Origin of the sequence: Enterobacter cloacae complex sp. 309I3 (genome assembly GCF_050031595.1) — a bacterium.
In the GTDB taxonomy this organism is placed as follows: Bacteria; Pseudomonadota; Gammaproteobacteria; order Enterobacterales; family Enterobacteriaceae; genus Enterobacter; species Enterobacter cloacae.
In genome coordinates this window covers 649,504-674,326 of sequence record NZ_JBLGWI010000001.1, presented here as the reverse complement: position 1 = coordinate 674,326, position 24,823 = coordinate 649,504, and the positions used below count along the sequence as shown (strand labels likewise).

Here is a 24,823-nt window from a genome sequence, read left to right as displayed (position 1 = left end):
GCCACCCGGCAATTCAAACTTAGTAGCTGCTGGCGCTCTTACCGTCGCCATGACCCAGCGCTTTCAGCAGGCTTGCCAGCAGGCTGGACGCGCCGAAGCGGTAGTGACGTGAGTCCGCCCACTCTTCGCCGAACAGCTCGTCGGCAATCGCCAGGAACTGCTGCGCGTCTTCCGCAGTACGCACGCCGCCCGCCGGTTTAAAGCCCACGGTTTTGGACACGCCCATATCGCGGATCACTTCCATCATGATGCGCGCGCTTTCCGGGGTCGCATTCACCGGCACTTTACCGGTAGAGGTTTTAATGAAATCCGCACCGGCTTTGATGGAGATTTCGGACGCTTTACGAATCAGCGCTTCTTCTTTCAGTTCGCCGGTTTCGATGATCACTTTCAGCAGCACGTTTGCCGCCGCGCAAGCGTCTTTACAGGCTTTCACCAGGTCAAAGCCCACCTGCTCGTTGCCCGCGATCAGCGCACGGTACGGGAATACCACGTCAACTTCGTCTGCGCCGTAGGCAATCGCCGCGCGGGTTTCCGCCAGCGCGATCACGATATCGTCGTTGCCGTGCGGGAAGTTAGTTACGGTTGCAATGCGCACGTCCGGGGTACCCTGCTCTTTCAGCGTTTTGCGGGCAATCGGGATAAAGCGCGGATAGATGCAGACAGCGGCAGTGTTGCCCACTGGCGTTTTCGCCTGATGACACAGGGCGATGACTTTTTCATTGGTGTCGTCATCGTTCAGGGTGGTCAGATCCATCAGTTTCAACGCGCGCAGGCTGCTTGCAGTTAAATCGGTCATAACATTCTCCAACGGCGGTGCCGTATCAATTTTACCTTGCGGGTCTGTGAGTATTCTAACATCCACCCGCATTCACACTTCGACATTCATCACAGTTAATGAAAACTACGTACAAATTTGCATTACTGTAATGAGATCTGCTTCAAACTTTAATGCGTGAACTGCTGACGAATGCAGCGATTCCCCTCGTCAGATCAAAAGCCCTGACGGGATGGCTTCCTACAATCCGTTCATCATCCGCAGAACAATCAAGGAAGCGAACATGCCCCACGCCAGCCCCGACGCCCTGCAACAACGTTGCCAGCACATTGTGACAAGCCCGGTGTTAACCCCGGAACAGAAGCGTCATTTTCTGGCGCTGGAAGCGGAAAACAATCTGCCTTATCCGGCACTTCCTGAGGCGGCTCGTGCCGCGCTGGACAAGGGATTTATCTGCGACATGTTTGAAGGGCACGCGCCCTATAAACCCCGTTATGTTCTGCCGGATTACGCAACGTTTCTGGCTAAAGGTTCAGAATGGCTGGAGCTGGAGGGGGCGAAAGATCTGGATGACGCGCTCTCGCTGTTAACCATTCTCTACCATCATGTGCCTTCAGTAACATCAATGCCGGTCTATCTCGGTCACCTTGATGCTCTACTGCAACCCTATGTTAGAATTCTAACACAAGAAGCGATCGATAGCCGAATAAAACGTTTCTGGCGCTATCTCGACAGAACGTTGCCGGACGCCTTTACGCACGTCAACATCGGTCCGGCAGATACCCCCATCACCCGCGCCATTTTGCGTGCCGATGCAGAATTGAAGCAGGCTGCACCGAATCTGACGTTTATTTATGACCCGGACGTGACACCGGACGATCTCCTGCTTGAGGTGGCAAAAAATATCTGTGAATGCAGCAAACCGCATATTTCCCATGGCCCGGTGAATGATAAAATTTTCACAAAAGGCCGCTATGGCATCGTGAGCTGTTACAACTCGCTGCCGCTGGCGGGCGGCGGCAGTACGCTGGTCCGCCTCAATCTGCGGGCGATTGCTGAACACAGCGCGTCACCCGACGATTTCTTCACGCGTATGTTGCCGCACTACTGCCAGCAACAAATGGCCATCATTGATGCCCGCTGCGCGTTTCTCTATCAACAATCCGGCTTCTTTGAGAATAGCTTCCTGGTGAAAGAGGGGCTGATTGATGCCGATCGCTTTGTACCGATGTTTGGCATGTACGGCATGGCAGAGGCGGTGAATACGCTTTGCGAAAAAGCGGGTATCGACGGCCGTTACGGTAAGAGCGAGCAGGCTAACGCGCTGGGCTATCGCATCAGCGAGCAGCTGGCGGCGTTTGTGGAAAACACGCCGGTGAAATACGGCTGGAAACAGCGTGCGATGCTCCATGCACAGTCGGGAATAAGTTCAGATGTCGGTACCACCCCGGGTGCGCGTCTGCCGTACGGCGACGAGCCGGATCCCATCACTCATCTGCTGGCCGTGGCGCCGCATCACCCGCACTACTCCGCCGGGATCAGCGACATTCTGACGCTGGATGAGACGGTAAAACGCAATCCGCAGGCGGTCGTGCAGCTGTGCCTGGGGGCGTTTAATGCCGGTATGCGGGAATTTACCGCCAACGTAGCCGGTAACGAGCTGGTGCGCGTGACCGGCTATATGGTGCGGCTGTCGGATCTGGCACAGTATCGCGAAGCCGGATCGCGCACCAATACCACCTGGCTTGGCGAAGAAGCCGCACGCAATACCCGCATTCTGGAACGTCAGCCGCGCGTGGTCAGCCATGAACAGCAGATGCGCTTTAGTTAGTCAGGTTATCCCCTTCTCCTGCGTGGACGGGCCGGGCAGCCGCCTGGCCCTCTTCCTGCAGGGCTGTAACCTGCGCTGTAAAACCTGCCACAACCCGTGGACCATCGGGCGCTGCAACGACTGCGGCGACTGCGTGCCCCACTGCCCGCACGATGCACTGAACATTCAGGCCGGGCGCGTCTGGTGGCAGGAGAGTCGGTGCCAGCAGTGCGATACCTGCCTGCATCTGTGCCAGCAGCAGGCAACGCCAATGGCGCAGCGCCTGAGCGTGGAAGAGATCCTCGCGCAGGTCCGTAAAGCCGCCCCTTTTATTGAAGGGGTTACCGTGAGCGGCGGCGAAGCCACCACCCAGTTGCCGTTTTTGATCGCCCTGTTCACGGCGATCAAAACGGATCCCGCCCTGCGCCACCTGACGTGTCTGGTGGACAGCAACGGTCTGCTGGGGGAAACCGGCTGGCAAAGGCTGCTGCCGGTACTGGATGGCGCGATGGTGGATCTCAAGGCCTGGGGAAACGAACATCACCGCGTGCTGACCGGACGCGAAAACCCGCAGATTAAGCAAAGCATTCGCTGGCTGGCGCAGCATCAGCGGCTGACGGAACTGCGTTTACTGATGATCCCTGAGCAGTGCGATTATCTGGAGCATCTTAAGCCCCTGACAACATTTATCCTTGGGCTGGGGAATGTGCCGGTGCGCATTAACGCGTTTCACGCGCACGGGGTTTACGGCGAGGCGGCGTCATGGCGCAGCGCTACACCGGAGGACATCGAGCCGCTGGCGCTGGCGCTCGAAAAACAGCACATCACGGTGATCCGCCCGGCACTTTACCTATAGCGTGATGCCAAACAGCGCGCGGGTATTTTCCAGCAGCGCATCTGCAATCTCCGTTTCCGGCTCCTCACGCAGTTCACACAGCGTGGTAAACACGCGTGCCGCCTGTTCCGGGCGGTTCGGCTGTCCCTGAAAACCGTTTAATGGCATATCAGGAGCATCCGTTTCCAGTAACAGAGCAGACAGCGGTAACTGTGCCATTACGTCGCGCGTTTTGCTGGCCCGGGGATAGGTAATGGTACCGCCCACGCCAATCTTATAGCCCAGTTCAATAAAACGCTGCGCCTGCTGCAGGCTACCGGAGAAACCGTGCACTACCCCTTTTCGCGGCAGATCGATGCGTTTCAGGTGCATCGCCAGTTTGTCGTGCGTACGTCGTGAGTGGAGGATCACCGGCAGATCGTGACGCTTTGCCAGCCTGAGCTGGGCATCAAAGATCCTCTGCTGGCGTTCAAACTGCGGATTATCGCGATAGAGATCGAGGCCGATCTCACCCATCGCGACCAGTTTGTTTTCGCGGGTTTGCAGCGCCGCATCCAGTACGTCGAGATGTTCGTCCAGATGGTGTTCTATCACTATAGGATGCAGACCCAGCGCGGCATACAGCGCATCATGGCGGCGGGCGAGATCAAGCACGCGCTCGAATCTGTCCACTTCGATTGCAGGCACAATCATCGCGTGGATACCCGCCTGAGCGGCGCGCTCAATGCTCTGCGTCTCGTCCCCCGTAAACGGCGGAAAATCAAAGTGGCAGTGGGTATCAACAAAACGGTGCGTCACGCCAGATCCTCGTTATCCAGTAAAGCGTCATTCGCCTGCGGGACATCCACCAGTGGCACGGTCAGCGGATCGTTAGCCACAATCGCAGGCGGCGTAATAATGTGTTTATGCCGGTGCAGCGGCGGTTGCTCTGCCAGCATTTTTCCAACCGTCGCCAGGAAGTAGCGTCCGCACAGTCGCCCCGTTTTATAATCTGCACGCAGCGCGGGAACACGGCTGCCGAGCGCCATACTGACCAGCGGTTTCGGCGGATAAATTTCAAAAATACGCAGCTTACCCGGCGGTTTTTCAATAAAGCGTTGCATCGCGCCGTAGGTGGTTTCATGCTGCTTCGCGATATTCACCAGCGGCTGCAGACTGCTGTCGCCCAGCCAGCGCTCCATCCGTTTAAACCACTGCGGCGTGTAGTACATTTGCGACGGCACAGTGCGGATCACCACAATGGTTTTTGCCCCCCGCCGGGCCGCTTCCTGCACCGGCACCGCGTCACTGATGCCGCCGTCGAGATAGCTGATGCCGTCCAGCAGCGCGCCGGTCCGATAAAAGCCGGGAATGGCGCTGGAGGCACGGATGATATCCAGCCAGTTCTCTTTTTGCGGAGAGAAATAGCCCGGGGAATAATCATCGCCCCGGCTGGCGCACATCCAGAATTCTTTGCCGCTATCAAACAGGCGTGCGGCGGTATCCATCGCCAGCGGCATCTGGCTGGAGGTGGATTCCAGCAGCCAGTCGAGATCGATCAGGTTGCCGCCGCGCACGAAGCGCACCGGGTTAAAAAATTCTTTCGCCGTGGTGTAGCGCATAATGACTTTTCGCGCGTAGCCAGGCTGGTTACAGACATAGGCAGACAAGTTCTGCGCCCCGGCAGACGTGCCGAAGTAAAGGTCAAACGGGTTGAATTGCGCGCGCATAAATTCATCCAGCACGCCGGCGGTAAAAATGCCGCGCTGCCCGCCCCCCTCGCAAACCAGCGCAAGTTGACCAGCACGAAACGGTTTTAACGTCAGCGGCGCAATATTGCCGAGCGTAACGGGAATTCGTTGCCCCACCTCTGCTTTCCTGTTTTGATTATTTTCTCTCTCCACAGTAACGCACCCGACCAGCAACGCAAATAAGAAAAAGCCAGTCATAACGACTGGCTTTTTTTTGTTTAAGGAATATTGCGTTTGCTACGGACGTCTGCGTCCCGTAAACAGGCTCACCAGGAACAGGATGATACCGACAACGAAGACAATTTTAGCTGCCCAGGCCGCTGTACCCGCCAGTCCGCCAAAGCCCAAAGCGGCGGCAATTAACGCGATAACCAGAAATATAATGCCCCAACGAAACATAAGCCTCTCCTTTACCATAGTTAATGTCGGCCGCTAAATATGAGCGCTCAGGTCACTCACCGGCGTTTTTCCAGAGTCATTTTTATTTCGCCCGCAGGGCTGGCCTGTCGGGCGAATCGTGCAGGTTTACTTCGTTTTCAGATCGTTTTTAACGCTTTTCACACCATCAATTGCTTTCGCAATGGATTCGGCGCGGTCAATTTGCGCCTGAGAATCTACCGTACCGGAAAGCTGAACCACACCGTCGGTGGTTTCCACTTTGACTTTACGCGATGGCACGATGTCGTCAGCTAACAGTTTAGCTTTGATTTCGCTGGTCGTAGCGGCATCGCCTGCATAGCCTTTCACCGACGCGTTTTTGCTGTCACGGACGTGCAGTTTGTCACTTACAGACGCAACGCCTTCAACACCCTTCGCCACTTTTACGGCCTGTTCGGCCTGGGCCTGGCTTTCAACAAAGCCGCTCAGGGTGACGACTTTTTGCTCGGTTTTTACGGAAATATCGGTGCTCTTGATAGCTTCATCATCTACCAGCGCGGCTTTCACTTTTGCTGTGATTGAGCTGTCATCCATGAAATTACCGACTTTATTCATAGAGCTATCGATTTTTTCCCCTGCGGTATTAGCGGTGTTTTGCGCTTTATCCATGGTGCTGGATTCCGCCAGAGCGGAGCCGCTTACCAGAACGCTACCCAATGTCACCGCCAGCAGAGTTTTAGAAATCTTCAGTCTTGTCATATTCATCGATGTATTCCTGTGTTTTGCCCGTTATTCGGGCTACATACTTCCTTAGTAGTTTTATATATTGCGAATAGACACACGGGCAAAATGGAGAACCTAAAGTCATGCATTGAACAGTTTATTCATCCACGCCCGGAGCTAAACACTGAGTTAAATATAGATCACTCTCACAGAGGTGCTTTCAGTTTCGGGCAAAAAACGAGCAAAAAGCGCGAAAATGCGATGAATTAAGAACATTCCGCAAGGGACTAATAAGACAGGAAATAAAGAAGAGCACGGCGGCTGCCGTGCTCTGAGAGGGGATTAGTGTTCGCGCGTTTTGCGGAACTGTACGTCAGGATAACGTTCCTGCGTCAGATTCAGGTTAACCATGGTTGGGGCGATATAGGTCAGATTATCACCGCCATCCAGCGCCAGCTGAACTTCGTTCTTACGCTTGAACTCTTCGAATTTCTTCACGTCAGCACATTCAACCCAGCGCGCGGTCGCCACGTTGACCGATTCGTAAATCGCTTCCACGTTGTATTCGCTCTTCAGACGCGCAACCACCACGTCGAACTGCAGCACACCCACCGCACCCACGATCAGATCGTTATTCGCGATTGGACGGAAGACCTGCACAGCACCCTCTTCGGAAAGCTGCACCAGCCCTTTCAACAACTGTTTCTGCTTCAGCGGATCTTTCAGGCGAATGCGGCGGAACAGCTCTGGCGCGAAGTTCGGAATCCCGGTGAACTTCATCATTTCGCCCTGCGTGAAGGTATCACCGATCTGGATGGTGCCATGGTTATGCAGACCGATGATGTCACCCGGATACGCTTCTTCCACGTGCGAACGGTCGCCCGCCATGAAGGTCAGCGCGTCGGAGATCACCACATCTTTACCGATACGCACCTGACGCAGCTTCATACCCTTTTCATACTTGCCGGACACCACGCGCATGAAGGCCACGCGGTCACGGTGTTTCGGGTCCATATTGGCCTGAATTTTAAAGACGAAGCCGGTGAACTTCTCTTCTTTCGCTTCCACTTCACGGGTGTCGGTTTTACGTGGCATCGGCTGCGGCGCCCACTCCACCAGACCGTCGAGCATATGGTCGACGCCGAAGTTACCCAGAGCGGTACCGAAGAAGACCGGGGTAATTTCGCCGCTCAGGAACAGCTCTTTATCGAACTCATGAGATGCCCCTTTCACCAGCTCCAGCTCGTCACGTAGCTGTGCAGCCAGCTCGTCACCCACCGCGGCGTCCAGATCCGGGTTATCCAGACCTTTCACGATGCGCACTTCCTGAATGGTGTGGCCTTTACCTGTCTGATACAGATAGGTTTCGTCTTTATAAAGGTGGTAAACACCTTTAAACAGCTTACCGCAGCCAATTGGCCAGGTGATGGGCGCACAGGCAATCTTCAGCTCGTTTTCCACTTCATCCATCAGCTCCATCGGATCACGGATGTCACGGTCGAGTTTGTTCATAAAGGTGAGGATGGGCGTATCGCGCAGACGGGTCACTTCCATCAGCTTACGGGTACGGTCTTCTACACCTTTTGCGGCGTCGATCACCATCAGGCAGCAGTCCACCGCCGTCAGCGTACGGTAGGTATCTTCGGAGAAGTCTTCGTGGCCCGGGGTGTCCAGCAGGTTCACCAGGCAGTCGTGATACGGGAACTGCATCACGGAGGTGGTAATCGAAATACCACGCTGTTTTTCCATCTCCATCCAGTCAGATTTTGCGTGCTGGCTGGAGCCACGGCCCTTAACGGTACCGGCGGTCTGGATGGCCTGTCCGAACAACAGCACCTTCTCGGTGATGGTGGTTTTACCGGCATCCGGGTGCGAGATAATGGCAAAAGTGCGGCGTTTGGCCACCTCTTGCAGATAAGGAGACAACGTCATAATCAAATCTTCTTATATAAGCGCGACAGCAGGCCGCGCATCATGGAATACGAAAAATGCGGCTATTTTACCCATCAATGGGGGGCAGGCAATCATTGTTTACACAGGAGCTGCTCCAGTTCGTTCAACGACGTTACGGTCCAGGTTGGCTCAATACCTTCTGGCTTCACGCGGCCATGCGCATTCAACCAGACGGTGGACAGACCAGAATTCATGCCGCCCAGAATATCCGACTCCGCGGTATCACCCACCATCAGCACACGGTCGCGATCGGGGTTGCCGGCTTGCGCCAGTGCATAATCAAAAATACGTGGATCCGGCTTCGGCACGCCCACCTCTTCTGAGATCACCAGCGCGTCGAAATGATCGCGCAGGCCCGTGCGCTCAAGGCGAATCTGCTGCAGCGCGGTAAAACCGTTGGTGATGATCCCCAGTTTGACCTTGCCTTTCAGCGAATCAAGCAGGGAAACCGCCCCCGGCAGCGGGGCGCAGATATCGGCCATCGCATTGAGGAATGCCTCGTTTAACGCGCCTGGACTTACATTTAACCGTTCGGCCCAGACATCGAAACGCTGGTGCTGCAGTTGTAACGCGGTGATGGCACCGTTCTGGTAATCCACCCACAGCGGTTTATTCACCGCCTGATAGTCCTGAAAATCTTCAGCGGTGAAGGTCACGCTATAGTCCAAAAACATCCGCTGTAGACCACCGAACGAATCGAACGTAAAGAGCGTTTCGTCGGCGTCAAAGAAAATCCAGTCCCATTTCATCGTTACAACCTTATTTTTCGTTATCCAATCGGCAGAGCCATAATAATGGCGTCTTCACGTCCCTCTGCGGTCGGGTAGTAGTTACGGCGAATTGTCGCCTCGTTAAAGCCTAAGCTTTCATAGAGCGCGATGGCGGCGACATTTGACGCGCGCACCTCCAGCCACAGGGTGAAAACGTCACGGGTTTCGAGCTCACGAATGAGATGCGTAAGCAGTTCTCTTCCCAGCCCACGGCGTTGAAACGCGGGATCCACCGCGATATTAAACAGCGTGGCCTCATCCAGAACGACCTGGGTTATCGCAAATGCAGCCAGGGTGCCGTCAACGTCCAGGCGGTAATTTAGATACCGTTCGCCCTGATTGCTGGCGAGTGTCTTTTCGCTCCACGGAAACGCATGGGCGCGTGTTTCAATCGCATACGCCGCAAGCAGATCAGGCGTCGTGAGGGAAGAAATCGTGTTCATATTCGCAGATTTGTTGCCATAGCGCGCTTCGCGCTTTTGGGTTGGCTTTCAGCTCTTCCAGCACGGGGGAGCTGATCTGGCTCCCGGAAAGGGATATGTCGTTTGTCTCGCCCATTCGCCAGCAGTTGCAATGGCTGTCAGGAGGAAGCATGGCGACCCTGTCCGGCGTCAGCTGTAAAACCTGGTCGGCCGTCAGCTTCAGGCTGCGAAGGACATCACCAATCAGGGCATCATTCAGGGCAGGCAGTTCTTCCGCCACCATCACCAGACGCACATGCGCAGGAATGGCGATGGCGATTTCACCCTGCAACGCCGTCGGGCGACGCAAGGCCCACTGGGTGATACCCAGCTGCTGCAACTGCCAGTCACGTCGGGATGTCATAGCGAAAACTCCTGTCTCTCAGGCGCGCAAATATAGCAAATGTGTCGAAAGTGCGCCATCTACCTACTATAATCCCCGCCTGAGTTTATTGAGGAACAATTCATGTCTGCATTTACCCCGGCAAGTGAAGTCTTGCTGCGTCACAGTGATGATTTCGAAGAAAGCCGTATTCTGTTTGCCGGAGATATGCAGGATGACCTGCCCGCGCGTTTTGACTGTGCTGAAAGCCGTGCCCATACCCAATACTACCACCACTGGCAGGTGCTGAGCCGCCAGATGGGCGAGCGCGCACGCTTTAGCCTGGTGGCGGAACAGAGTGATGTCGCTGACTGCGACACGTTGATCTACTACTGGCCGAAGAACAAACCGGAAGCGCAGTTCCAGCTGATGAATCTGCTCTCTCTGCTGCCGGTCGGGTGCGATATTTTCGTGGTCGGTGAGAACCGCAGCGGCGTGCGAAGCGCAGAGCAGATGCTGGAAGCGTACGCCCCGCTCAATAAAGTCGACAGCGCCCGTCGCTGCGGCCTGTATCATGGTCGTCTGGAAAACCAGCCTTCCTTTGATGCCGGGACCTACTGGGATGCGTATCAGCTTGATGGCCTGACCATTAAAACCCTGCCGGGCGTTTTCAGCCGTGACGGGCTGGACGTGGGCAGTAAGCTGCTGCTCTCCACGCTGACGCCGCACACCAAAGGCAAAGTGCTGGATGTAGGCTGCGGTGCAGGGGTACTGGCCACGGTGCTGGCAAGCCACTCACCAAAAGTCCGCCTGACGCTCTGTGACGTCAGCGCGCCAGCAGTTGAAGCCAGCCGTGCGACGCTTGCCGCAAACGGCTTCGAAGGGGATGTCTTCGCCAGCAACGTCTTCTCGGACGTTACCGGTCGGTTCGACATGATTATTTCAAATCCGCCGTTCCACGATGGCATCGAAACCAGCCTTGAAGCAGCGCAAACGCTTATCCGTGGCGCTGTACGTCACCTGAACAGCGGGGGGGAACTGAGGATCGTCGCCAACGCGTTTCTGCCGTACCCAAAAGTGCTGGATGAAACCTTCGGCTTCCATGAAGTTATCGCGCAAACAGGCCGTTTTAAGGTCTACCGTACCGTGATGACGCGTCAGGCTAAAAAGTAATCCACGGGTATTGTTTGCCGGAGAAGGGCCATCCCCCTCCGGCCATTTTTGCAGCAATCAAAACAACGCGCGCATTTTTCTATTGACGTAAAGCTCAAAACATCTAGAATGCGCCTCCGTGGTTACGATACTTTTACAGTATCGATGGTATGCGAAGGTGGCGGAATTGGTAGACGCGCTAGCTTCAGGTGTTAGTGTCCTTACGGACGTGGGGGTTCAAGTCCCCCCCCTCGCACCATAAATCACGTTGATATTGCTCGCACTGGGCGAAGGTGGCGGAATTGGTAGACGCGCTAGCTTCAGGTGTTAGTGTTCTTACGGACGTGGGGGTTCAAGTCCCCCCCCTCGCACCAACGAGGCGATATCAAAAAGTAAGATAACTGTGCGAAGGTGGCGGAATTGGTAGACGCGCTAGCTTCAGGTGTTAGTGTCCTTACGGACGTGGGGGTTCAAGTCCCCCCCCTCGCACCAATTATCTTGCATCCCCTCTGAAGTCCTTCTTGTTATTCCCTGTTATTTCAAACTCATCAGTATCACCAGAATTCCACTGACCAGCGCGACGCATGATGGCAACAAAACAAAGTGCCGTAATTGCTTATGCCAGATCATGGCTGAGGTCATCAGCAGTCCTGACACAATGATGGCTTTCCAGAGATCAATGGAGAGATCGGCAAACATCAGACCGCCGAGGATGGCTCCCGGCAGTAATACCCCCCAACCACTTCCTAACACCCGGTTCAACATGGTTTGCCCTTTCGAATCGATAATGATAACCAATATCATATGACAAGCATTATCATTTGTCAGCACCGATAATTAAAAACCGTGGCCGTTTACCTTTCCCGTAATGACAGGCATTGTTTAAGGTGATAAATTGCCCACCTGTTAACTACTCATAAAGTTTCTCTGATAATTACTCGTTGATTTTTTTTGCTTCCATTATTGCGAAACAACATCCATTTATCTGTTTTAATTAAATTTTAATAAAAACGCACTACTATGACATCACAATCCTGGCGGTCTTTGGTCAACAGCAAATATCAATTATCGTTACGTTTATTTTTATTTTTGAACGCAACCTCAGCGGTGTTCTCGGTAACAAATCCGCTCTATTCTGTTCAGCTGTTATCTTTCCCCCTGCTGGCTATTTTTACGCTCAGCACCGGATTGCTGCTCTGGCACTGGCAAAAGTGTACCCGCAAGATAAATATTCCTGTGGTTTCAGCGATATTCGGTATTTTATGGGCCTGGCAAATCGCCTCAAAATTTTCGTTAATTACGCAGGATCGGGCGACATATTTGATCATGGCGCTATTAACGGTGCTTTTTATCGGTTCGCTGGCATTCGCCATTAATATCAAAGCGTTTACGCTCCACTCATTACCCGCATTTATTGTCTGCCTGTGGTTAAGCCCCTCTGAACACTGGTTGAGAATGATCTACTCTTTCATTCTTCCGGTCGTGGCTATCGGCGTTCACCACGTACTACAAAGACGTAACGATCGCTTCGCTCAGGAGCTCCTCTCCCGGTTACTGGAAGAACGAGAAACCCTGACCGATCTCAGCATGATGGATCCGCTTACCGGCCTGTATAACCGTCGCGGCTTGCAAAGCCGACTGGAGAATCTGCCCGCGGTAGAAAACGGCGAACACTTTGTCCTGCTAATGGATATCGATCACTTCAAAGCCTATAACGACCACTACGGCCATATGATGGGTGACCAGGCGTTAATCCGTGTCTCGGCAGCCATTCGTGATGCCGTACGCTCACGGGATATTGTGGCGCGGTTTGGCGGGGAAGAGTTTATGGTACTGCTGACGAACATCTCGCTGGAACATGCCCGCCAGACGGCAGAGCGCATTCGTCAGAAAGTGTACGACTTAAAAATCCCCCACATGTTCAATGAGCGCGTCGCGACTAACGTCACCATCAGCATTGGTATTGCCATTTTCGAGAATGAAGACGCAGAAGGCGCGCTGGAAAAAGCAGATAAAGCCCTCTACGAAGCAAAGCATCTTGGGCGGAATAACATTCTGCTCAGCGAAGAGCTACAGGCGGTTTAAGCACAGCATTCTCTCTCCAGGACAAAAGTCTTGCCATCGGTATGAGCAATAGTTAGGATTGGCAATCATTATCATTTAGATTTCTATCTATTATGGCCACTCATACCGTACAGACTGTTGAACCCCTCCTCTGGCGAGCCCGTCTCACCACGGGAGACTCTTCACTTGCGGAAGCCATACGCCAAAAGATAGCGGCAACCCGTGCCCATCTGCTGGACTTTATCAAACTGGATGAGCCGCATCCGCACCACGCCATGACACTGGCACAGTGGCAGCAGCCGGCAAAACGCCAGTCGCTGCTGGCAACCTATTCTGACCATATCTATCGCAATCACCCCACCCTTACGCGGGAAAATAAGCCCCTGCTCTCTCTCTGGGCGCAATGGTATATCGGCCTGATGGCGCCTCCGCTTATGCTGGCATTGCTCACCCAGGAGACCATGCTGGATCTCTCCCCGGAGTATTTTCACGTTGAGTTCCACGAGACGGGGCGTGCGGCCTGCTTCTGGATCGATCTTCACGAAGACCCAACGACCATGCATCTTTCTGCCACGCAGCGGATGGATCGGCTCGTGACCCGCGCCCTGATGCCAGTGGTGAATGCTCTGGAAGAGACAGGTGAGATCAACGGGAAGCTTATCTGGAGTAATACCGGCTATTTAATCCACTGGTATTTGACGGAAATGAAGCCCCTGCTCGGTGATGAGAAGGTGGATGCCCTGCGTCAGTCCTTGTTCTTTACGAAACAGCTTGCAGATGGCCGCGATAACCCGTTATTCCGTACCGTAGTGCCGCGTGACGGGCTTCTGGTGCGTCGCACCTGCTGCCAGCGCTATCGCCTGCCGGACGTTCAGCAGTGCGGGGATTGTACGCTGAAGTAGTCAGGACCGGCCTGATGCCCTCACCCTGCCCCTCTCCCACAGGGTTGAGGGATCCCCATAAATAATGCCTGCACAGACGGCCCCCTCTCCCTTTGGGCTGAGGGTTCCCCAGAAAAATGAAAAGCACGATGAAGTGTGATCTACTGGTTGCGCTAACAAATCAGAAGAGACCTCATCGTGCCTTTACAGACAGTCTGCCAGAAATTTTTCTCCGCGTCTTTACCGGATGTTCACAGCTTCCGGATTAATGTCCTTGTTTCCATGGCCGTTGCCCTCACGCACGGTGCGGATCTGACCCTGACCAGCCTTGGTCGCACTCTTCCCGGCAGAGCGCACGTCAAAAATAAAATTAAACGTGTTGACCGTGCCCTGGGTAATACCGCCCTTCACCGGGATATTCCCCGTATTCAGCACCTGCTCACACATACCATCACCTCCCTGATGCCCTTCTGTGTGATTGCTGTCGACTGGACAGGCTGGCATGACAGGAACTGGTATCTTTGTGGTAAAAAGCCTGGTCTGTAATGGTCGCTCACTGCCGCTTATGAGTGAGGTTGTCCCCGCAGAGCTGGCGCAGAACAGCGATGTACAGTGCCGCTTCCTTGACCGCCTGCATGATGCCATCCCGAAAGATAAAGCCGTCACCATCATTACAGATGCAGGCTTCCGGACAGACTGGTTCCGGCATGTCAGCCAGCTGGGCTGGAGCTTCACCGGCAGGGTCAGGGGCTGCATCAGCTTCCGGCTGGACGGAGATAAAAAATGGATGAAAATCAGTGAGCTTGAGGCTACCGGACAACCGGTCTGCGTGGGTTACGGTGTCCTGTCCCGTAAACCACTAACGCCCTGTTACGGCCGGTTCTATCTGCATAAGCGCCCTGACGCAGGGCGTCAGGGAAAAGGGGGGATGCCGAAAACACAGCGGGAACACCGCAGTAGCGCGCGGGAGCCCTGCTGCTGTTCAGTAATGCAGAGGGACTGTAGTTGGACCAGATAATGGCCCTGTACAGCCGCAGAATGCAGATAGAACAAAACTTCCGGTATGACAAAAGTCCACGCTTCGGGTTCGGTCTGAGGCTGAGCCGGAGTCAGGAAAAAGGGCGACTGGAAGTGCTGAATATGGTCGCGGCAATGGCAAGCCTGGTGATGTGGCTGGCAGGTTACAGGGCAGAAAGGCAGTGTTTACACTGGCACTATCAGGCAAGCAGCATCAGGCACAGACGGGTGCTGTCATACCTGAGTCTGGCAGAAGAAGTCATCCGGCATGAGCCCGGGAAAGTGAGACGGCTGAATATAGTTAACGAGATGAAAAGCTGGGAAAAGAGTAGAGCAAATATGGTCATGGTGGCATGACCATATTACTGGGGATCCCTCAGCCCTTTGGGGAGAGGGCGGGGGTGAGGGGGAACATACGGCTGTGAGGTCATTCCGTTCACTTTATGTTCCTTGCTACTCTGTAACGGCATGACTTGTGAACGTGCCAGGGTGGCTCAGTCGCCACCACCCTGGCGACCCGGGCTCCCGGCGGTAAATCGCCGCTTCGCGGTGCCTTCGGCTTATTCCTTCCGGCTTATCGGGGACGGGCGGATGTAACGTCCCTGCAAGCCGCCCTCTCGGCGCATCCCTGCGCCTCGCCCCGGCCTGCAGGAAACGCCTCCAGCGATTTACAGCCGGACCAGGGCATCGCTGAATGTTCTCAGTCATTCTGAGAGCAGCGTTATCGCTTATGGTTAAAAAATTACTGGGGATCCCTCAGCCCACAGGGAAAGGGAACAAACACTAAAAACGGCAACTTATGTTGCCGTTTTGCTTTTACCTAGGCCACCTGCTGATTTTCCGCTTCCGCATTACGCTGCGCTTCTTCCGCTTCCTGCTCCAGCAGCTGCTTCTCGTACACTTTAAAGAACGGGAAGTAGATGATGGCTGAGACACACGCAAGCACCACTACCAGAATGGCCGCGCGGAAATCCCAGCCCAGCGCCCATGCGGCGCCCACAGGCGCGGGTGCTGTCCATGGCACAACAGAGATCACGCGGCTAATCAGATCAAACTTCATTGCCGCCCAGGCCAGCACGGCGTTGACCATCGGTGCCAGCAGGAACGGAATAAAGAACACCGGGTTCATGACGATCGGCGTACCAAAAATGACCGGTTCGTTGATGTTAAAGATGCTCGGCACCACGCTCAGACGCCCGATTGAGCGCAGATGCGCTGAACGGCTGCGCAGGTAGCAGAACACCAGCCCCATTGTAGCCCCCGAGCCCCCAATCACGATAAAGAACGTCCAGAACGCCTCCATAAAGATATGGGGAAGAGGCTGGCTTGCCGCCAGGGCGGTCTGGTTAGCCCCGAGATTGGTCAGCCAGAACATTTGCAGCATCCCGGAGACAATTGCCGCCCCGTGGATCCCTGCGAACCACAGTAAATGACCAATCAACACCGCCAGCAGGATGGCAGGCAGAGAATCCGCAGCGGAAACCAGCGGTTTGAAGATTGACATAATGGCCTGCGGAATCAGCATGCCAAACTGAGATTGAATCAACAAACTCAGCGGATAGAGCGTCAGTACGACCACCAGCACCGGGATCAGCAGATCAAAGGAGTTTTTGATCATCGGAGGAACCTGGTCCGGCAGACGGATACCGATATTGTGCGCTTTGAGGAAACGCATCATCTCAACGCAGTAGATTGCTACCAGAATCGCAGTAAAGATCCCCGTGCCTCCCAGGCTGTCTACGGGCAGCGTGCCTTTGGTCTTAGGTGCAGCCACCAACAGAAACGCCATCAGCGACAGCATGGCGCACATGAACGGATCTAACTGATGCGATTTCACATAGTGTTTGCCGAGGTTATAGGCAATGGCCGCACAAATATAAATGGACATAATGCCCATCGTCATATCGAACGGCGTGAGAATCTGGCCTTCAAATTGCTTTGCCATGTCCAGCCAGGCGCGCGCGAAGCCCCAGGTGGTGTCTGGCGAAAACGGTGGGTAAGCAAACACTAACAAAAATGAACCGACAATCATGAAGGGCATCGCGGAAATAAATCCGTCGCGGATAGCCATAACATGACGCTGGGAAGAGATCCGCCCGGCAATGGGACTGACGTAATTTTCAACGAAACGGAATATCAGATTAAACGCAGCATGGTTGGCAGACATAGCAGATCTCCTGTCAGACGTTCGATACGGGCGCTTTCACGCCACACGTTGTTCCATAAATCAGCTTCACAACCTTGCTGGCTCGTGTACCAGCGGTACTGCTCAGACGGAATGGTTTCATAATGTGCTCTTATTATTGGATACAGGGGACGTTACGTCCTCAGTATTAATCTCTGATTCACGCTCTGCAACCGGTTACTGTAACCGGTTTCCGTGAATGTGAAGGCGATCCAGAAATCGGCCATGTAGGATATTTGTTACTTAAGAGATATTTACAGCAGATAAATTCTTATGACAGATTACGCAGGATATTTGTCAGGAGGAAACAATGAGTTTGCAGTCTGTACAGCAGTTTTTTGCCGACAACGCGCCGGATATAGAAATCATTGAACTGAGTCAAAGTACCGCGACCGTTGCGCTGGCTGCTGCCGCTCATCGCGTTGAGCCGGGTCAAATCGCCAAGACATTATCGCTAAAAGTAAAAAATGAGGTGATTCTGGTTGTGGCGAAAGGCGATGCGCGTCTGGACAACAAAAAACTGAAAGATACCTTTGGTGCAAAAGCGCGCATGCTCAGTAGTGATGAAGTGGTGACGATTACAGGCCATCCCGTCGGGGGAGTCTGTCCGTTCGGGCTGGAAAACCCACTTTCTGTTTACTGCGATATTTCGTTAAAACAGTACGCGGAAGTGCTGCCCGCCGCAGGTGCCATCCACAGCGCCGTGCGCATTTCTCCAGACCGGATGGCCGAGCTGACGTCCGCAAAGTGGGTCGATGTATGCATTTAATTGATGTGCCAGAATGTATCTGGCGCATCAAAAAATCACCGATTATAAAAATGCCGGCGAGCCTGACACCGAACAGCGCATGTCTCTTGCCGGAAGATGGGTAAGAATATCCGCCGCATCAAGCAACCCTACGTCAGAATTCACCCCCAGTTTCACCATCGCATTAAACTTGTGCGCGCGGATGGTTTTAATATTGCGTTCAAGTTGTGTCGCGATTTCAGGAATGGAAAACCCGAAAGACATATACCGCAATATCGCCCGCTCCGTTGGGCTTAACAATCTGTTTTGATTGACATACCAGTGGTTCAGCATATTGTCATTGATATGATGCGTCTCTCTCAATAGCACCACCAGCTCCTCCTGCAGGTGGCTCAGCGGTACCGATTTACTCACAATGCCATGCAGACGAGAAGGCGACAGATGGCTTATCAGGCGCGCTTCCATGTCATCAGACGCAAGTACAATTCGCTGAATATCACTATGGGTGAAAGCGAGATCCCGCAGGGAAGCCAGGCAGTTACGACGCTCTTCACGCGCATCCGAGAGCGAATAGATCACCGAGAAAAAAGAGATATTGGTCAGCGCCTTTTTAAAGCTTTCGAACTGACTGAAGAGGTGCAGTCGATAATGGCTGAGCATCGGCATCGCAAAAAGATGCTGCAGCCCAACGGCACTCATTGTGCAATTTTCGATGACAGCGATATGTCCTGGTGTATCGGTTTTTTCCATTCCTCATACTCTCCATAGGCTGACATTAAACTCAGCTCTCTCATTCCCTGTGCACTGTTAATCCAGGCGTACATATCGGCATTGCTGCGCAGCGACAACCGTCGCATCGCACTGTTTTTCTGCGCACTGATTGTTTTGTTGCTCTTCTTGAGCAAGGTAGCAATTTGGTTAATTCCCCAACCCTTACCTAGCAGGCGTAACACTTTGCGTTCAGAGTGGGTCAGCGCAACAAACGGTTCGTCTTCGGTTTCCGCCTCGGCGGGTTCAGGAGACAATAACGTCTGGCTTATCCGCTCCGCCCGCTCGCTACCTGCACGAATAGCATTAATCACGCCTTCAATCGGCTCCATTTCTGAAAGCAACGTGCTTTCCGGGCGCATAAGCAGTTCCACTGCAATGGGATAAAGGGGACGAGAGACCATAAAAATCCAGTGAATATCCCGGTATTGGTTCAGTAAGTTGTAATATTCTTCTAACGTTCCCCGGGGTTTCCTGTATTCACCTGAAATATCAGCAATAATGACATTAGCCCGGCGAAGCTGAAGTAACGTTAACTCCTGCAGCGAACGACAATAAGTCAATTCAAATTCTGGGAAATGGTTTGCCATAACGCTGCCTAACCCGTTTTGCATAACGGGTACCCTGCTAATAACTACGCCATGTTTACCATTCAATGACAACATAGACCCTCCGTGTCCATTTTTCATTTGATGAGTAGCGTCTAAACGCATCAAGATTTATGTTTTTTCGTCCCTGAGTGTAGACTGATTAATACAAGCAGAAGATGAGATATGTTCTTAGCTTAAGAAAGGCCTAAAACAACGCTAATATCTCACAAAGCGCAATTAAATTTAATTGCAAGAGCATTAAAATAATGAAAATATAAAATAAGAATAACTTAATATAAATATTCTATATTTCGACTCATACAAATTCATCGTATTTATATTTAAACCTCATTCTCTTTCGCGAGCCGGGCTGCAACTGTTTGCATGAATCTTGATCTGACCCAGAGCAAGGGATACCGCACTCTGTGCTAAAAGTAAGCATCAGGGGCCAACAGGCAAGCGACTCACCAACACTTCGGGACACTACATGCAGGCAGAAATATCGATGCAGCGTGCCACCACGCGGCTGTGTATTCAGTGCGGACTTTTCCTGCTCCAGCACGGGGCGGAAAGCGCCCTGGTCGAGGAGCTTTCGACGCGTCTGGGGCTGGCATTGGGGATGGATAGCGTCGAAAGCGCGATTTCATCGAACGCTATCGTGCTGACCACCATCAAAGATGGCCAGTGCCTCACCTCTACCCGTAAAAACCACGACCGCGGCATTAATATGCATGTGGTAACCGAAGTGCAGCACATCGTCATTCTGGCTGAACATAAGCTACTCGACCTGAAAGAGATAGAAAAACGGTTCAACCAAATTAAACCCCTACGTTATCCGCGCTGGCTGGTGGTGTTGATGGTGGGGTTATCGTGCGCCTGTTTTTGTAAGCTCAATAAAGGGGGCTGGGACGGCGCGTTCGTGACCTTCTGCGCCAGCAGCATCGCCATGTATGTACGCCAGGTACTGACGCACCGGCAGTTGCACCCACAAATTAACTTCTGCATCACCGCGTTTGTTGCCACCACAGTGTCGGGGCTGCTGCTGCGCCTGCCACAGTTTGCCAACACACCCACCATCGCCATGGCCGCCAGCGTGCTCCTGCTGGTTCCGGGCTTCCCGCTGATTAACGCCGTTGCCGATATGTTTAAAGGGCACATCAATACCGGTCTGGCGCGCTGGGCGATTGCCAGCCTGCTTACGCTGGCAACCTGTATCGGCGTAGTGATGGCCATGACGCTGTGGGGGTTACGCGGATGGGCGTGATAACGTTTCTGCTGGCACTGATGCAGGACATGATCCTGGCCGCCATTCCCGCCGTCGGCTTTGCGATGGTCTTCAACGTCCCGCAGCGCGCTTTGCCATGGTGTGCGCTGCTGGGCGCCATCGGTCATGGCTCGAGAATGATCATGATGACCGCTGGTTTTAACATCGAGTGGTCAACTTTTATGGCCTCCATGCTGGTCGGCAGCATTGGTATTCAGTGGTCGCGCTGGTATCTGGCGCATCCTAAGGTGTTCACCGTCGCGGCCGTCATCCCGATGTTCCCCGGCATTTCAGCCTATACGGCCATGATTTCAGCGGTAAAAATCAGCCACTTTGGCTACACCGAGCCACAGATGATCCTGCTTCTGAGCAACTTTCTTAAGGCCTCATCTATTGTTGGCGCACTCTCGATCGGGTTGTCGATCCCGGGACTGTGGCTTTACCGCAAACGCCCGCGCGTTTGATGTTTGTGTTATTTCGCTGCCATGGGGATAATCTTTCTATTCCGTTTAGTGACGATAAGGAAAGGATGTGGCAAACCCTGGCAGCGAACTCCCGGAGCACAGTGAAGAATCCAGCCTGAAGGAAAAAATCTTTCAGAGCGCTATCGCCCTTTTTGCCGAATATGGGTTGAACGGCGCCCGCATGGAGCAGATCGCAGAGAAAGCAGGCACCACTAAACGGATGGTGGTTTACCATTTTAAGAACAAAGAAAATCTTTACCTTCTCGTTCTTGAGTACGTCTACACCCGGATCCGCGCCAGTGAAAAAGCGCTCAGCCTTGCAGACATACCGCCGGTTGAAGCGCTGGTGCACCTGGTGGAAGCCACCTTTGACTACCACGCAGACCACCCGGATTACATTCGTATTATCTGCATGGAGAACATGCAGCGTGGTCGCTTTATGCAGCAATCCAGCTACCTGCGCCAGGTCAACCGCAGCGCGCTCGACCTGCTCAACGATATCCTGCGGCGCGGAAAAGAAAAGCAGCTGTTCAGCCAGTCGGTTGACCCGCGGGATCTTCACCGCCTGATCAGCAGCTTCAGCTTCCACTATGTTGCCAACAGCTACACCTTTACGCTGCTGTTTGAAGAGGGAGCAGACGAGCAGGCTCAGCGCCAGCACTACCGGAAAATGGCCGTTCAGGTGGCGCTTCGTTATACCTGTCCATAAAATTGCTTGCAATTATATCGTGCACTATCTATATTCAACTCATGAACGCAAAAACGAACGACACCACCAACGCGCTTCTGCTGGATAACCAGCTCTGTTTTGCCCTCTATTCGGCAAACCTGGCGCTTAACAAGCTGTACCGGCAACTGCTGGCACCGCTGAACCTGACCTACCCGCAATACCTGGTGATGCTGGTACTGTGGGAGCAGGATGACATTACGGTGTCGGACATCGGTGAGCGGCTGTTCCTTGACTCTGCCACCCTGACGCCGCTGTTGAAGCGTCTGGAAAGCGCCGGGCTGATCAACCGTCAGCGTTCGCGTAAAGACGAACGCCAGGTTGCCGTCACGCTGAGCGATGCGGGACGTGAGCTGCAGCAGCAGGCCTCCGGGATCCCTCACGCGGTGGGATGCGCAGCGCAATGTGACACTGACACCATGCTGGCACTCAAGCAGCAGCTTGAACTTTTGCGACATCAGTTACATCACGCGTAAGGCTATACTTTACGCGTATTTATTTACCCCGATACATCGCGTGCTATTTAATAGCACGCACTAACGTAAGATGAGGAACCTGCCATGTCTTTAGAAAAAGTTGTCTACACTGCCAAAGCAAAAGCGACCGGAGGCCGTGACGGCCGCGCAACCTCTTCCGATGGCGTCCTGGACGTCAAACTGGGTGTGCCAAAAGAGATGGGCGGCATGGGTGGCGAAGTGACCAACCCTGAACAGCTGTTTGCTGCCGGCTACTCTGCCTGTTTCCTGGGGGCGATGAAATTTGTGGCTGCACGCGACAAATTTACGCTGCCAAAAGAGGCCTTCATTGAAGGTGAAGTGGGAATTGGTCCACTGCCAACCGGTTTTGGTATCGAAGCCAAACTGAACATTCACGTTGAAGGTATGGATCCTGCAGAAGCCAAAAAACTGGTGGATGCGGCGCACATTGTGTGCCCGTACTCTAACGCGACCCGCGGCAACATCGACGTGACCCTGAATATCATCGCGTGATAAATGCCTGATGGCGCTGCGCTTATCAGGCCTACGACTGTAGCCCCGGTAAGCGCAGCGCCACCGGGGAAATCCCCTCCATTCCCTCATCCTCTCTGTGCTACCATAAGCCCATATCACGCCCGTAGTAATCAGTAGAGAAAGCGTTATGTCCTCCAGAATTCTGACCACCAGCATTGCTGGTATTGATGCCTTTATGCGCGATCCCAGCGGTGTGTTGACGCACGCCGAAGGCGGCACGCTTGCAGTGTTGGCCGACAACGCCCCGGCGTTTTACGCCCTCACCCCGGAGCGTCTGGCGCAGCTTCTGGAGATAGAAGCGCGGTTGTCGCGCCCGGCAAGTGACGTCACGCTCGATAACCAGTTCTTTGAAGAGCCGGGTAACGCCCCCGTCACGGTGCCGATGGGGAAATTTGCCCTGTACGCGGGCTGGCATCCGGATGTGGATTTCCAGCGGCAGGCGGCATTGTGGGGCATTGCGCTGACGCAACCGGCTACCCCTGAGGAGCTTGCCGCCTTTATTGCCTGGTGGCAGGCAGAAGGCAAAGTCTTCACCCACATTCAGTGGCAGCAAAAGCTCGCCCGCCATCTGCAAATTAACCGCGCCAGCAATAACGGCCAGCCAAAACGCGATATCAACGCTTTTTCAGAACCGGATAAACAGATCCCTAATGGATTCCGAGGTGCGAAATGAAAAACGTCGGCGACCTGATGAAACGACTGCAAAAGATGATGCCAGCCAATGTGAAGCCTGCCTTCACAACGGGTGAAGAACTTCTGGCGTGGCAAAAAGAACAGGGTGAGATCCGCGCTGCCGCCCTCGCCCGTGAAAACCGGGCGATGAAAATGCAGCGTACCTTTAACCGCTCCGGTATTCGCCCCCTGCATCAGAACTGCTCATTCGATAACTATAAAATTGAGACCAACGGGCAGATGAACGCCCTGGCCGCCGCCCGGCAGTACGTGGACGAATTCGACGGCAACATCGCCAGCTTTATCTTCAGCGGTAAGCCCGGTACCGGTAAAAATCACCTGGCCGCCGCCATCTGCAACGAACTGCTTCTGCGCGGGAAATCGGTGTTAATCATTACCGTGGCCGATATCATGTCTGCCATGAAAGATACCTTCAGCAACCGTGAAACCAGCGAAGAGCAGCTGCTTAACGATCTGAGCAATGTGGATTTGCTGGTTATTGACGAGATCGGTGTTCAAACCGAATCCCGCTATGAAAAGGTGATCATTAACCAGATTGTCGATCGCCGCTCTTCTTCCAAGCGTCCCACCGGCATGCTGACCAACCACAATATCGACGAGATGACCCGCTTACTGGGCGAGCGCGTGATGGATCGCATGAAGCTGGGCAACAGCCTCTACGTCATCTTTGACTGGGAAAGCTATCGCAGCCGCGTCACCGGTAAAGAGTATTAAGACAGTTCCAGGAATCGCCGCCGGAGCGGAGGTATATACTGGACCCCTTCCGGCCCAAAACGGACCTTTTTGAGAAAGCCATTATGAAAAAACAGATTCTTTTCAGCACACTTTTAGGCGCCCTGCTGGTCACCGGCATGGCCCATGCCGCGTCATGGCAGGAGTCCCTTTCCAGCGCCGCCAGCGAACTCACCAAAGAGAGCGGCAGCACTCAGGGCGGGCTGTCAGCCTCTTCCCTCACCAGCCTGCTGGGCAATAGCTCCCAGAGTCTGAGTGCCGGCACCATGAACAACGCAGCAGGCATCCTGGAATACTGTGCGAAGCAAAAGCTGGCTTCCGTGACCGATGCGCAAAATGTGAAAAACCAGGTGCTCGGTAAGCTGGGTCTGGACACCCAGGAGCAGAAAGCCGACACCAACTACATGGACGGCATTCAGGGTCTGCTGAACGCGCAAAATGGTCAGCAGCTGAATCTGAGCACCCTTGGCAACTCATCTCTGGCGAAACAGGTGAAAACCAAAGCCTGCGATCTGGTGCTGAAACAAGGCGTTAATTTCATCTCCTGATCGGCCCCATTTCCTGCCACAACACGCCGCGTTTAATACGTTAGTCTTGCAACGCGGCGTGAAACCGGCATTTTCCCCTTCTGCCCTCGTCTCAGCATCCGTACAGCAGGATGCGACCGCCTTCAAAAAAACGATTTTCTAAACCAATTCCTAACAACGGCACACTTTCGTGACACTAAAATTGCAGCTTAGCGACATCGCCATTACATTGTATTACCCA

Annotated in this window: 30 protein-coding genes and 3 tRNA genes; 19 read left to right on the top strand and 14 right to left on the bottom strand. The window is 53.7% G+C overall.

Going from position 1 to position 24,823, the window contains the following annotated elements; genetic code table 11:
- Positions 1–19: 19 nt before the first annotated feature.
- Complete coding sequence (deoC, locus tag ACQG22_RS03235; protein WP_180978458.1) at positions 20–799, bottom strand: deoxyribose-phosphate aldolase; 780 nt, start codon at positions 797–799, stop codon at positions 20–22.
- A gap of 262 nt (positions 800–1,061) precedes the next feature.
- On the opposite strand from deoC, the gene ACQG22_RS03230 reads away from it, so the two are divergent.
- Both ACQG22_RS03230 and ACQG22_RS03225 read left to right on the top strand, forming a co-directional pair.
- Positions 1,062–2,609, top strand: coding sequence for a YjjI family glycine radical enzyme (locus ACQG22_RS03230; protein WP_102751633.1), 1,548 nt, complete (start codon positions 1,062–1,064; stop codon positions 2,607–2,609).
- Positions 2,584–3,444 carry a YjjW family glycine radical enzyme activase gene (locus tag ACQG22_RS03225; RefSeq protein ID WP_045902517.1) on the top strand — a complete coding sequence of 287 codons (861 nt, stop codon included), beginning with the start codon at positions 2,584–2,586 and terminating at the stop codon, positions 3,442–3,444. The genes ACQG22_RS03230 and ACQG22_RS03225 overlap by 26 nt, the downstream gene beginning before the upstream one ends.
- Here the strand turns inward: ACQG22_RS03225 and ACQG22_RS03220 are convergent.
- From ACQG22_RS03220 to ACQG22_RS03185, 8 genes are all read right to left on the bottom strand, one after another.
- The gene (locus ACQG22_RS03220; protein ID WP_013095486.1) at positions 3,439–4,221 is read right to left on the bottom strand and encodes a metal-dependent hydrolase; all 783 of its coding nucleotides are present in this window, start codon (positions 4,219–4,221) and stop codon (positions 3,439–3,441) included. The genes ACQG22_RS03225 and ACQG22_RS03220 overlap by 6 nt on opposite strands.
- Positions 4,218–5,270 carry a patatin-like phospholipase family protein gene (locus ACQG22_RS03215; protein WP_020684448.1) on the bottom strand — a complete coding sequence of 351 codons (1,053 nt, stop codon included), beginning with the start codon at positions 5,268–5,270 and terminating at the stop codon, positions 4,218–4,220. The genes ACQG22_RS03220 and ACQG22_RS03215 overlap by 4 nt, the downstream gene beginning before the upstream one ends.
- 120 nt (positions 5,271–5,390) lie before the next feature.
- Positions 5,391–5,552, bottom strand: coding sequence for a DUF1328 domain-containing protein (locus tag ACQG22_RS03210; RefSeq protein WP_003856556.1), 162 nt, complete (start codon positions 5,550–5,552; stop codon positions 5,391–5,393).
- Positions 5,553–5,678: 126 nt separating this feature from the next.
- A complete protein-coding gene (gene osmY, locus ACQG22_RS03205) occupies positions 5,679–6,296 on the bottom strand; it encodes a molecular chaperone OsmY (RefSeq protein WP_013095484.1) in 618 nt (205 codons plus the stop codon).
- A 300-nt stretch (positions 6,297–6,596) separates the two neighbouring features.
- Positions 6,597–8,186, bottom strand: coding sequence for a peptide chain release factor 3 (gene prfC / locus ACQG22_RS03200; RefSeq protein ID WP_023621922.1), 1,590 nt, complete (start codon positions 8,184–8,186; stop codon positions 6,597–6,599).
- A gap of 92 nt (positions 8,187–8,278) precedes the next feature.
- Complete coding sequence (gene yjjG, locus ACQG22_RS03195; RefSeq protein WP_020684451.1) at positions 8,279–8,956, bottom strand: pyrimidine 5'-nucleotidase; 678 nt, start codon at positions 8,954–8,956, stop codon at positions 8,279–8,281.
- Positions 8,957–8,976: 20 nt separating this feature from the next.
- Positions 8,977–9,420: a ribosomal protein S18-alanine N-acetyltransferase gene (gene rimI, locus ACQG22_RS03190; protein ID WP_038418642.1), complete on the bottom strand. Its 444-nt coding sequence runs from the start codon at positions 9,418–9,420 to the stop codon at positions 8,977–8,979.
- Entirely contained in the window at positions 9,389–9,802 is a 414-nt protein-coding gene (locus ACQG22_RS03185; RefSeq protein ID WP_013095480.1) for a DNA polymerase III subunit psi, read from the bottom strand. Before ACQG22_RS03185 ends, rimI begins: the two co-directional genes overlap by 32 nt.
- 102 nt (positions 9,803–9,904) lie before the next feature.
- Here ACQG22_RS03185 and rsmC point away from each other — a divergent pair, with 102 nt between their 5' ends.
- From rsmC to ACQG22_RS03165, 4 genes are all read left to right on the top strand, one after another.
- On the top strand, positions 9,905–10,933 hold the full coding sequence (gene rsmC / locus ACQG22_RS03180; RefSeq protein ID WP_013095479.1) for a 16S rRNA (guanine(1207)-N(2))-methyltransferase RsmC: 1,029 nt from the start codon (positions 9,905–9,907) through the stop codon (positions 10,931–10,933).
- Positions 10,934–11,084: 151 nt separating this feature from the next.
- Positions 11,085–11,171 (top strand) — tRNA-Leu (locus ACQG22_RS03175).
- Between the two features lie 28 nt (positions 11,172–11,199).
- A tRNA-Leu gene (locus ACQG22_RS03170) sits at positions 11,200–11,286 on the top strand.
- Between the two features lie 31 nt (positions 11,287–11,317).
- Positions 11,318–11,404 (top strand) — tRNA-Leu (locus ACQG22_RS03165).
- A 42-nt stretch (positions 11,405–11,446) separates the two neighbouring features.
- On the opposite strand, the gene ACQG22_RS03160 is transcribed toward ACQG22_RS03165, so the two are convergent.
- Positions 11,447–11,716 (bottom strand): DUF1435 domain-containing protein, encoded by a 270-nt coding sequence (locus ACQG22_RS03160; RefSeq protein WP_058681502.1) that lies wholly within the window; start codon positions 11,714–11,716, stop codon positions 11,447–11,449.
- Between the two features lie 216 nt (positions 11,717–11,932).
- Here ACQG22_RS03160 and ACQG22_RS03155 point away from each other — a divergent pair, with 216 nt between their 5' ends.
- Together ACQG22_RS03155 and fhuF are read left to right on the top strand one after the other, a co-directional pair.
- A complete protein-coding gene (locus tag ACQG22_RS03155; protein ID WP_023621917.1) occupies positions 11,933–12,997 on the top strand; it encodes a GGDEF domain-containing protein in 1,065 nt (354 codons plus the stop codon).
- Between the two features lie 92 nt (positions 12,998–13,089).
- The gene (gene fhuF, locus ACQG22_RS03150) at positions 13,090–13,878 is read left to right on the top strand and encodes a siderophore-iron reductase FhuF (protein ID WP_058683641.1); all 789 of its coding nucleotides are present in this window, start codon (positions 13,090–13,092) and stop codon (positions 13,876–13,878) included.
- A gap of 219 nt (positions 13,879–14,097) precedes the next feature.
- Here fhuF and ACQG22_RS03145 read toward each other — a convergent pair whose 3' ends face one another.
- Positions 14,098–14,304 (bottom strand): hypothetical protein, encoded by a 207-nt coding sequence (locus ACQG22_RS03145; RefSeq protein ID WP_426711485.1) that lies wholly within the window; start codon positions 14,302–14,304, stop codon positions 14,098–14,100.
- 55 nt (positions 14,305–14,359) lie between these two features.
- On the opposite strand from ACQG22_RS03145, the gene ACQG22_RS03140 reads away from it, so the two are divergent.
- Positions 14,360–14,875 (top strand): hypothetical protein, encoded by a 516-nt coding sequence (locus ACQG22_RS03140; protein WP_426711484.1) that lies wholly within the window; start codon positions 14,360–14,362, stop codon positions 14,873–14,875.
- A complete protein-coding gene (locus tag ACQG22_RS03135) occupies positions 14,863–15,231 on the top strand; it encodes a hypothetical protein (protein ID WP_426711483.1) in 369 nt (122 codons plus the stop codon). Before ACQG22_RS03140 ends, ACQG22_RS03135 begins: the two co-directional genes overlap by 13 nt.
- A 463-nt stretch (positions 15,232–15,694) precedes the next feature.
- On the opposite strand, the gene ACQG22_RS03130 is transcribed toward ACQG22_RS03135, so the two are convergent.
- Positions 15,695–17,041, bottom strand: a complete 1,347-nt coding sequence (locus ACQG22_RS03130; RefSeq protein WP_013095475.1) for a PTS cellobiose transporter subunit IIC — start codon at positions 17,039–17,041, stop codon at positions 15,695–15,697.
- Between the two features lie 328 nt (positions 17,042–17,369).
- Between ACQG22_RS03130 and ACQG22_RS03125 the strand changes: the two genes are divergently transcribed.
- On the top strand, positions 17,370–17,828 hold the full coding sequence (locus ACQG22_RS03125; RefSeq protein WP_013095474.1) for a YbaK/EbsC family protein: 459 nt from the start codon (positions 17,370–17,372) through the stop codon (positions 17,826–17,828).
- 42 nt (positions 17,829–17,870) lie between these two features.
- On the opposite strand, the gene bglJ is transcribed toward ACQG22_RS03125, so the two are convergent.
- Positions 17,871–18,506 (bottom strand): DNA-binding transcriptional activator BglJ, encoded by a 636-nt coding sequence (gene bglJ, locus ACQG22_RS03120; RefSeq protein ID WP_013095473.1) that lies wholly within the window; start codon positions 18,504–18,506, stop codon positions 17,871–17,873.
- A complete protein-coding gene (locus ACQG22_RS03115; protein WP_020688833.1) occupies positions 18,503–19,240 on the bottom strand; it encodes a helix-turn-helix transcriptional regulator in 738 nt (245 codons plus the stop codon). Before ACQG22_RS03115 ends, bglJ begins: the two co-directional genes overlap by 4 nt.
- A gap of 412 nt (positions 19,241–19,652) precedes the next feature.
- Between ACQG22_RS03115 and ACQG22_RS03110 the strand changes: the two genes are divergently transcribed.
- From ACQG22_RS03110 to ACQG22_RS03075, 8 genes are all read left to right on the top strand, one after another.
- Positions 19,653–20,429: a threonine/serine ThrE exporter family protein gene (locus ACQG22_RS03110; protein ID WP_029882175.1), complete on the top strand. Its 777-nt coding sequence runs from the start codon at positions 19,653–19,655 to the stop codon at positions 20,427–20,429.
- On the top strand, positions 20,420–20,893 hold the full coding sequence (locus tag ACQG22_RS03105; RefSeq protein WP_013095466.1) for a threonine/serine exporter: 474 nt from the start codon (positions 20,420–20,422) through the stop codon (positions 20,891–20,893). Before ACQG22_RS03110 ends, ACQG22_RS03105 begins: the two co-directional genes overlap by 10 nt.
- Before the next feature lie 67 nt (positions 20,894–20,960).
- A complete protein-coding gene (locus tag ACQG22_RS03100) occupies positions 20,961–21,602 on the top strand; it encodes a TetR family transcriptional regulator (protein WP_333039713.1) in 642 nt (213 codons plus the stop codon).
- A 41-nt stretch (positions 21,603–21,643) separates the two neighbouring features.
- Positions 21,644–22,096, top strand: a complete 453-nt coding sequence (locus ACQG22_RS03095) for a MarR family winged helix-turn-helix transcriptional regulator (protein WP_013095464.1) — start codon at positions 21,644–21,646, stop codon at positions 22,094–22,096.
- Positions 22,097–22,180: 84 nt separating this feature from the next.
- The gene (locus ACQG22_RS03090; protein WP_013095463.1) at positions 22,181–22,609 is read left to right on the top strand and encodes an organic hydroperoxide resistance protein; all 429 of its coding nucleotides are present in this window, start codon (positions 22,181–22,183) and stop codon (positions 22,607–22,609) included.
- A 148-nt stretch (positions 22,610–22,757) separates the two neighbouring features.
- Positions 22,758–23,303, top strand: coding sequence for a primosomal protein DnaT (gene dnaT, locus ACQG22_RS03085; protein WP_013095462.1), 546 nt, complete (start codon positions 22,758–22,760; stop codon positions 23,301–23,303).
- Entirely contained in the window at positions 23,300–24,037 is a 738-nt protein-coding gene (gene dnaC / locus ACQG22_RS03080; protein WP_013095461.1) for a DNA replication protein DnaC, read from the top strand. Before dnaT ends, dnaC begins: the two co-directional genes overlap by 4 nt.
- Before the next feature lie 83 nt (positions 24,038–24,120).
- Positions 24,121–24,603, top strand: coding sequence for a DUF2501 domain-containing protein (locus ACQG22_RS03075; RefSeq protein ID WP_013095460.1), 483 nt, complete (start codon positions 24,121–24,123; stop codon positions 24,601–24,603).
- Positions 24,604–24,823 lie beyond the last annotated feature (220 nt).

What these genes read in the sequence shown, in the direction of transcription:
- dnaT (WP_013095462.1), top strand. Translation starts at nt 22,758, where the DNA reads ATGTCCTCCAGAATTCTGACCACCAGCATTGCTGGTATTGATGCCTTT.
- prfC (WP_023621922.1), bottom strand. Translation starts at nt 8,186, where the DNA reads ATGACGTTGTCTCCTTATCTGCAAGAGGTGGCCAAACGCCGCACTTTT.
- osmY (WP_013095484.1), bottom strand. Translation starts at nt 6,296, where the DNA reads ATGAATATGACAAGACTGAAGATTTCTAAAACTCTGCTGGCGGTGACA.
- ACQG22_RS03210 (WP_003856556.1), bottom strand. Translation starts at nt 5,552, where the DNA reads ATGTTTCGTTGGGGCATTATATTTCTGGTTATCGCGTTAATTGCCGCC.
- rsmC (WP_013095479.1), top strand. Translation starts at nt 9,905, where the DNA reads ATGTCTGCATTTACCCCGGCAAGTGAAGTCTTGCTGCGTCACAGTGAT.
- ACQG22_RS03230 (WP_102751633.1), top strand. Translation starts at nt 1,062, where the DNA reads ATGCCCCACGCCAGCCCCGACGCCCTGCAACAACGTTGCCAGCACATT.
- dnaC (WP_013095461.1), top strand. Translation starts at nt 23,300, where the DNA reads ATGAAAAACGTCGGCGACCTGATGAAACGACTGCAAAAGATGATGCCA.
- ACQG22_RS03155 (WP_023621917.1), top strand. Translation starts at nt 11,933, where the DNA reads ATGACATCACAATCCTGGCGGTCTTTGGTCAACAGCAAATATCAATTA.
- ACQG22_RS03075 (WP_013095460.1), top strand. Translation starts at nt 24,121, where the DNA reads ATGAAAAAACAGATTCTTTTCAGCACACTTTTAGGCGCCCTGCTGGTC.
- ACQG22_RS03095 (WP_013095464.1), top strand. Translation starts at nt 21,644, where the DNA reads ATGAACGCAAAAACGAACGACACCACCAACGCGCTTCTGCTGGATAAC.
- ACQG22_RS03225 (WP_045902517.1), top strand. Translation starts at nt 2,584, where the DNA reads ATGAACAGCAGATGCGCTTTAGTTAGTCAGGTTATCCCCTTCTCCTGC.
- ACQG22_RS03125 (WP_013095474.1), top strand. Translation starts at nt 17,370, where the DNA reads ATGAGTTTGCAGTCTGTACAGCAGTTTTTTGCCGACAACGCGCCGGAT.
- rimI (WP_038418642.1), bottom strand. Translation starts at nt 9,420, where the DNA reads ATGAACACGATTTCTTCCCTCACGACGCCTGATCTGCTTGCGGCGTAT.
- ACQG22_RS03110 (WP_029882175.1), top strand. Translation starts at nt 19,653, where the DNA reads ATGCAGGCAGAAATATCGATGCAGCGTGCCACCACGCGGCTGTGTATT.
- ACQG22_RS03145 (WP_426711485.1), bottom strand. Translation starts at nt 14,304, where the DNA reads ATGTGTGAGCAGGTGCTGAATACGGGGAATATCCCGGTGAAGGGCGGT.
- ACQG22_RS03130 (WP_013095475.1), bottom strand. Translation starts at nt 17,041, where the DNA reads ATGTCTGCCAACCATGCTGCGTTTAATCTGATATTCCGTTTCGTTGAA.
- ACQG22_RS03115 (WP_020688833.1), bottom strand. Translation starts at nt 19,240, where the DNA reads ATGTTGTCATTGAATGGTAAACATGGCGTAGTTATTAGCAGGGTACCC.
- ACQG22_RS03105 (WP_013095466.1), top strand. Translation starts at nt 20,420, where the DNA reads ATGGGCGTGATAACGTTTCTGCTGGCACTGATGCAGGACATGATCCTG.
- yjjG (WP_020684451.1), bottom strand. Translation starts at nt 8,956, where the DNA reads ATGAAATGGGACTGGATTTTCTTTGACGCCGACGAAACGCTCTTTACG.
- bglJ (WP_013095473.1), bottom strand. Translation starts at nt 18,506, where the DNA reads ATGAGTGCCGTTGGGCTGCAGCATCTTTTTGCGATGCCGATGCTCAGC.
- fhuF (WP_058683641.1), top strand. Translation starts at nt 13,090, where the DNA reads ATGGCCACTCATACCGTACAGACTGTTGAACCCCTCCTCTGGCGAGCC.
- ACQG22_RS03160 (WP_058681502.1), bottom strand. Translation starts at nt 11,716, where the DNA reads ATGATATTGGTTATCATTATCGATTCGAAAGGGCAAACCATGTTGAAC.
- ACQG22_RS03185 (WP_013095480.1), bottom strand. Translation starts at nt 9,802, where the DNA reads ATGACATCCCGACGTGACTGGCAGTTGCAGCAGCTGGGTATCACCCAG.
- deoC (WP_180978458.1), bottom strand. Translation starts at nt 799, where the DNA reads ATGACCGATTTAACTGCAAGCAGCCTGCGCGCGTTGAAACTGATGGAT.
- ACQG22_RS03090 (WP_013095463.1), top strand. Translation starts at nt 22,181, where the DNA reads ATGTCTTTAGAAAAAGTTGTCTACACTGCCAAAGCAAAAGCGACCGGA.
- ACQG22_RS03140 (WP_426711484.1), top strand. Translation starts at nt 14,360, where the DNA reads ATGACAGGAACTGGTATCTTTGTGGTAAAAAGCCTGGTCTGTAATGGT.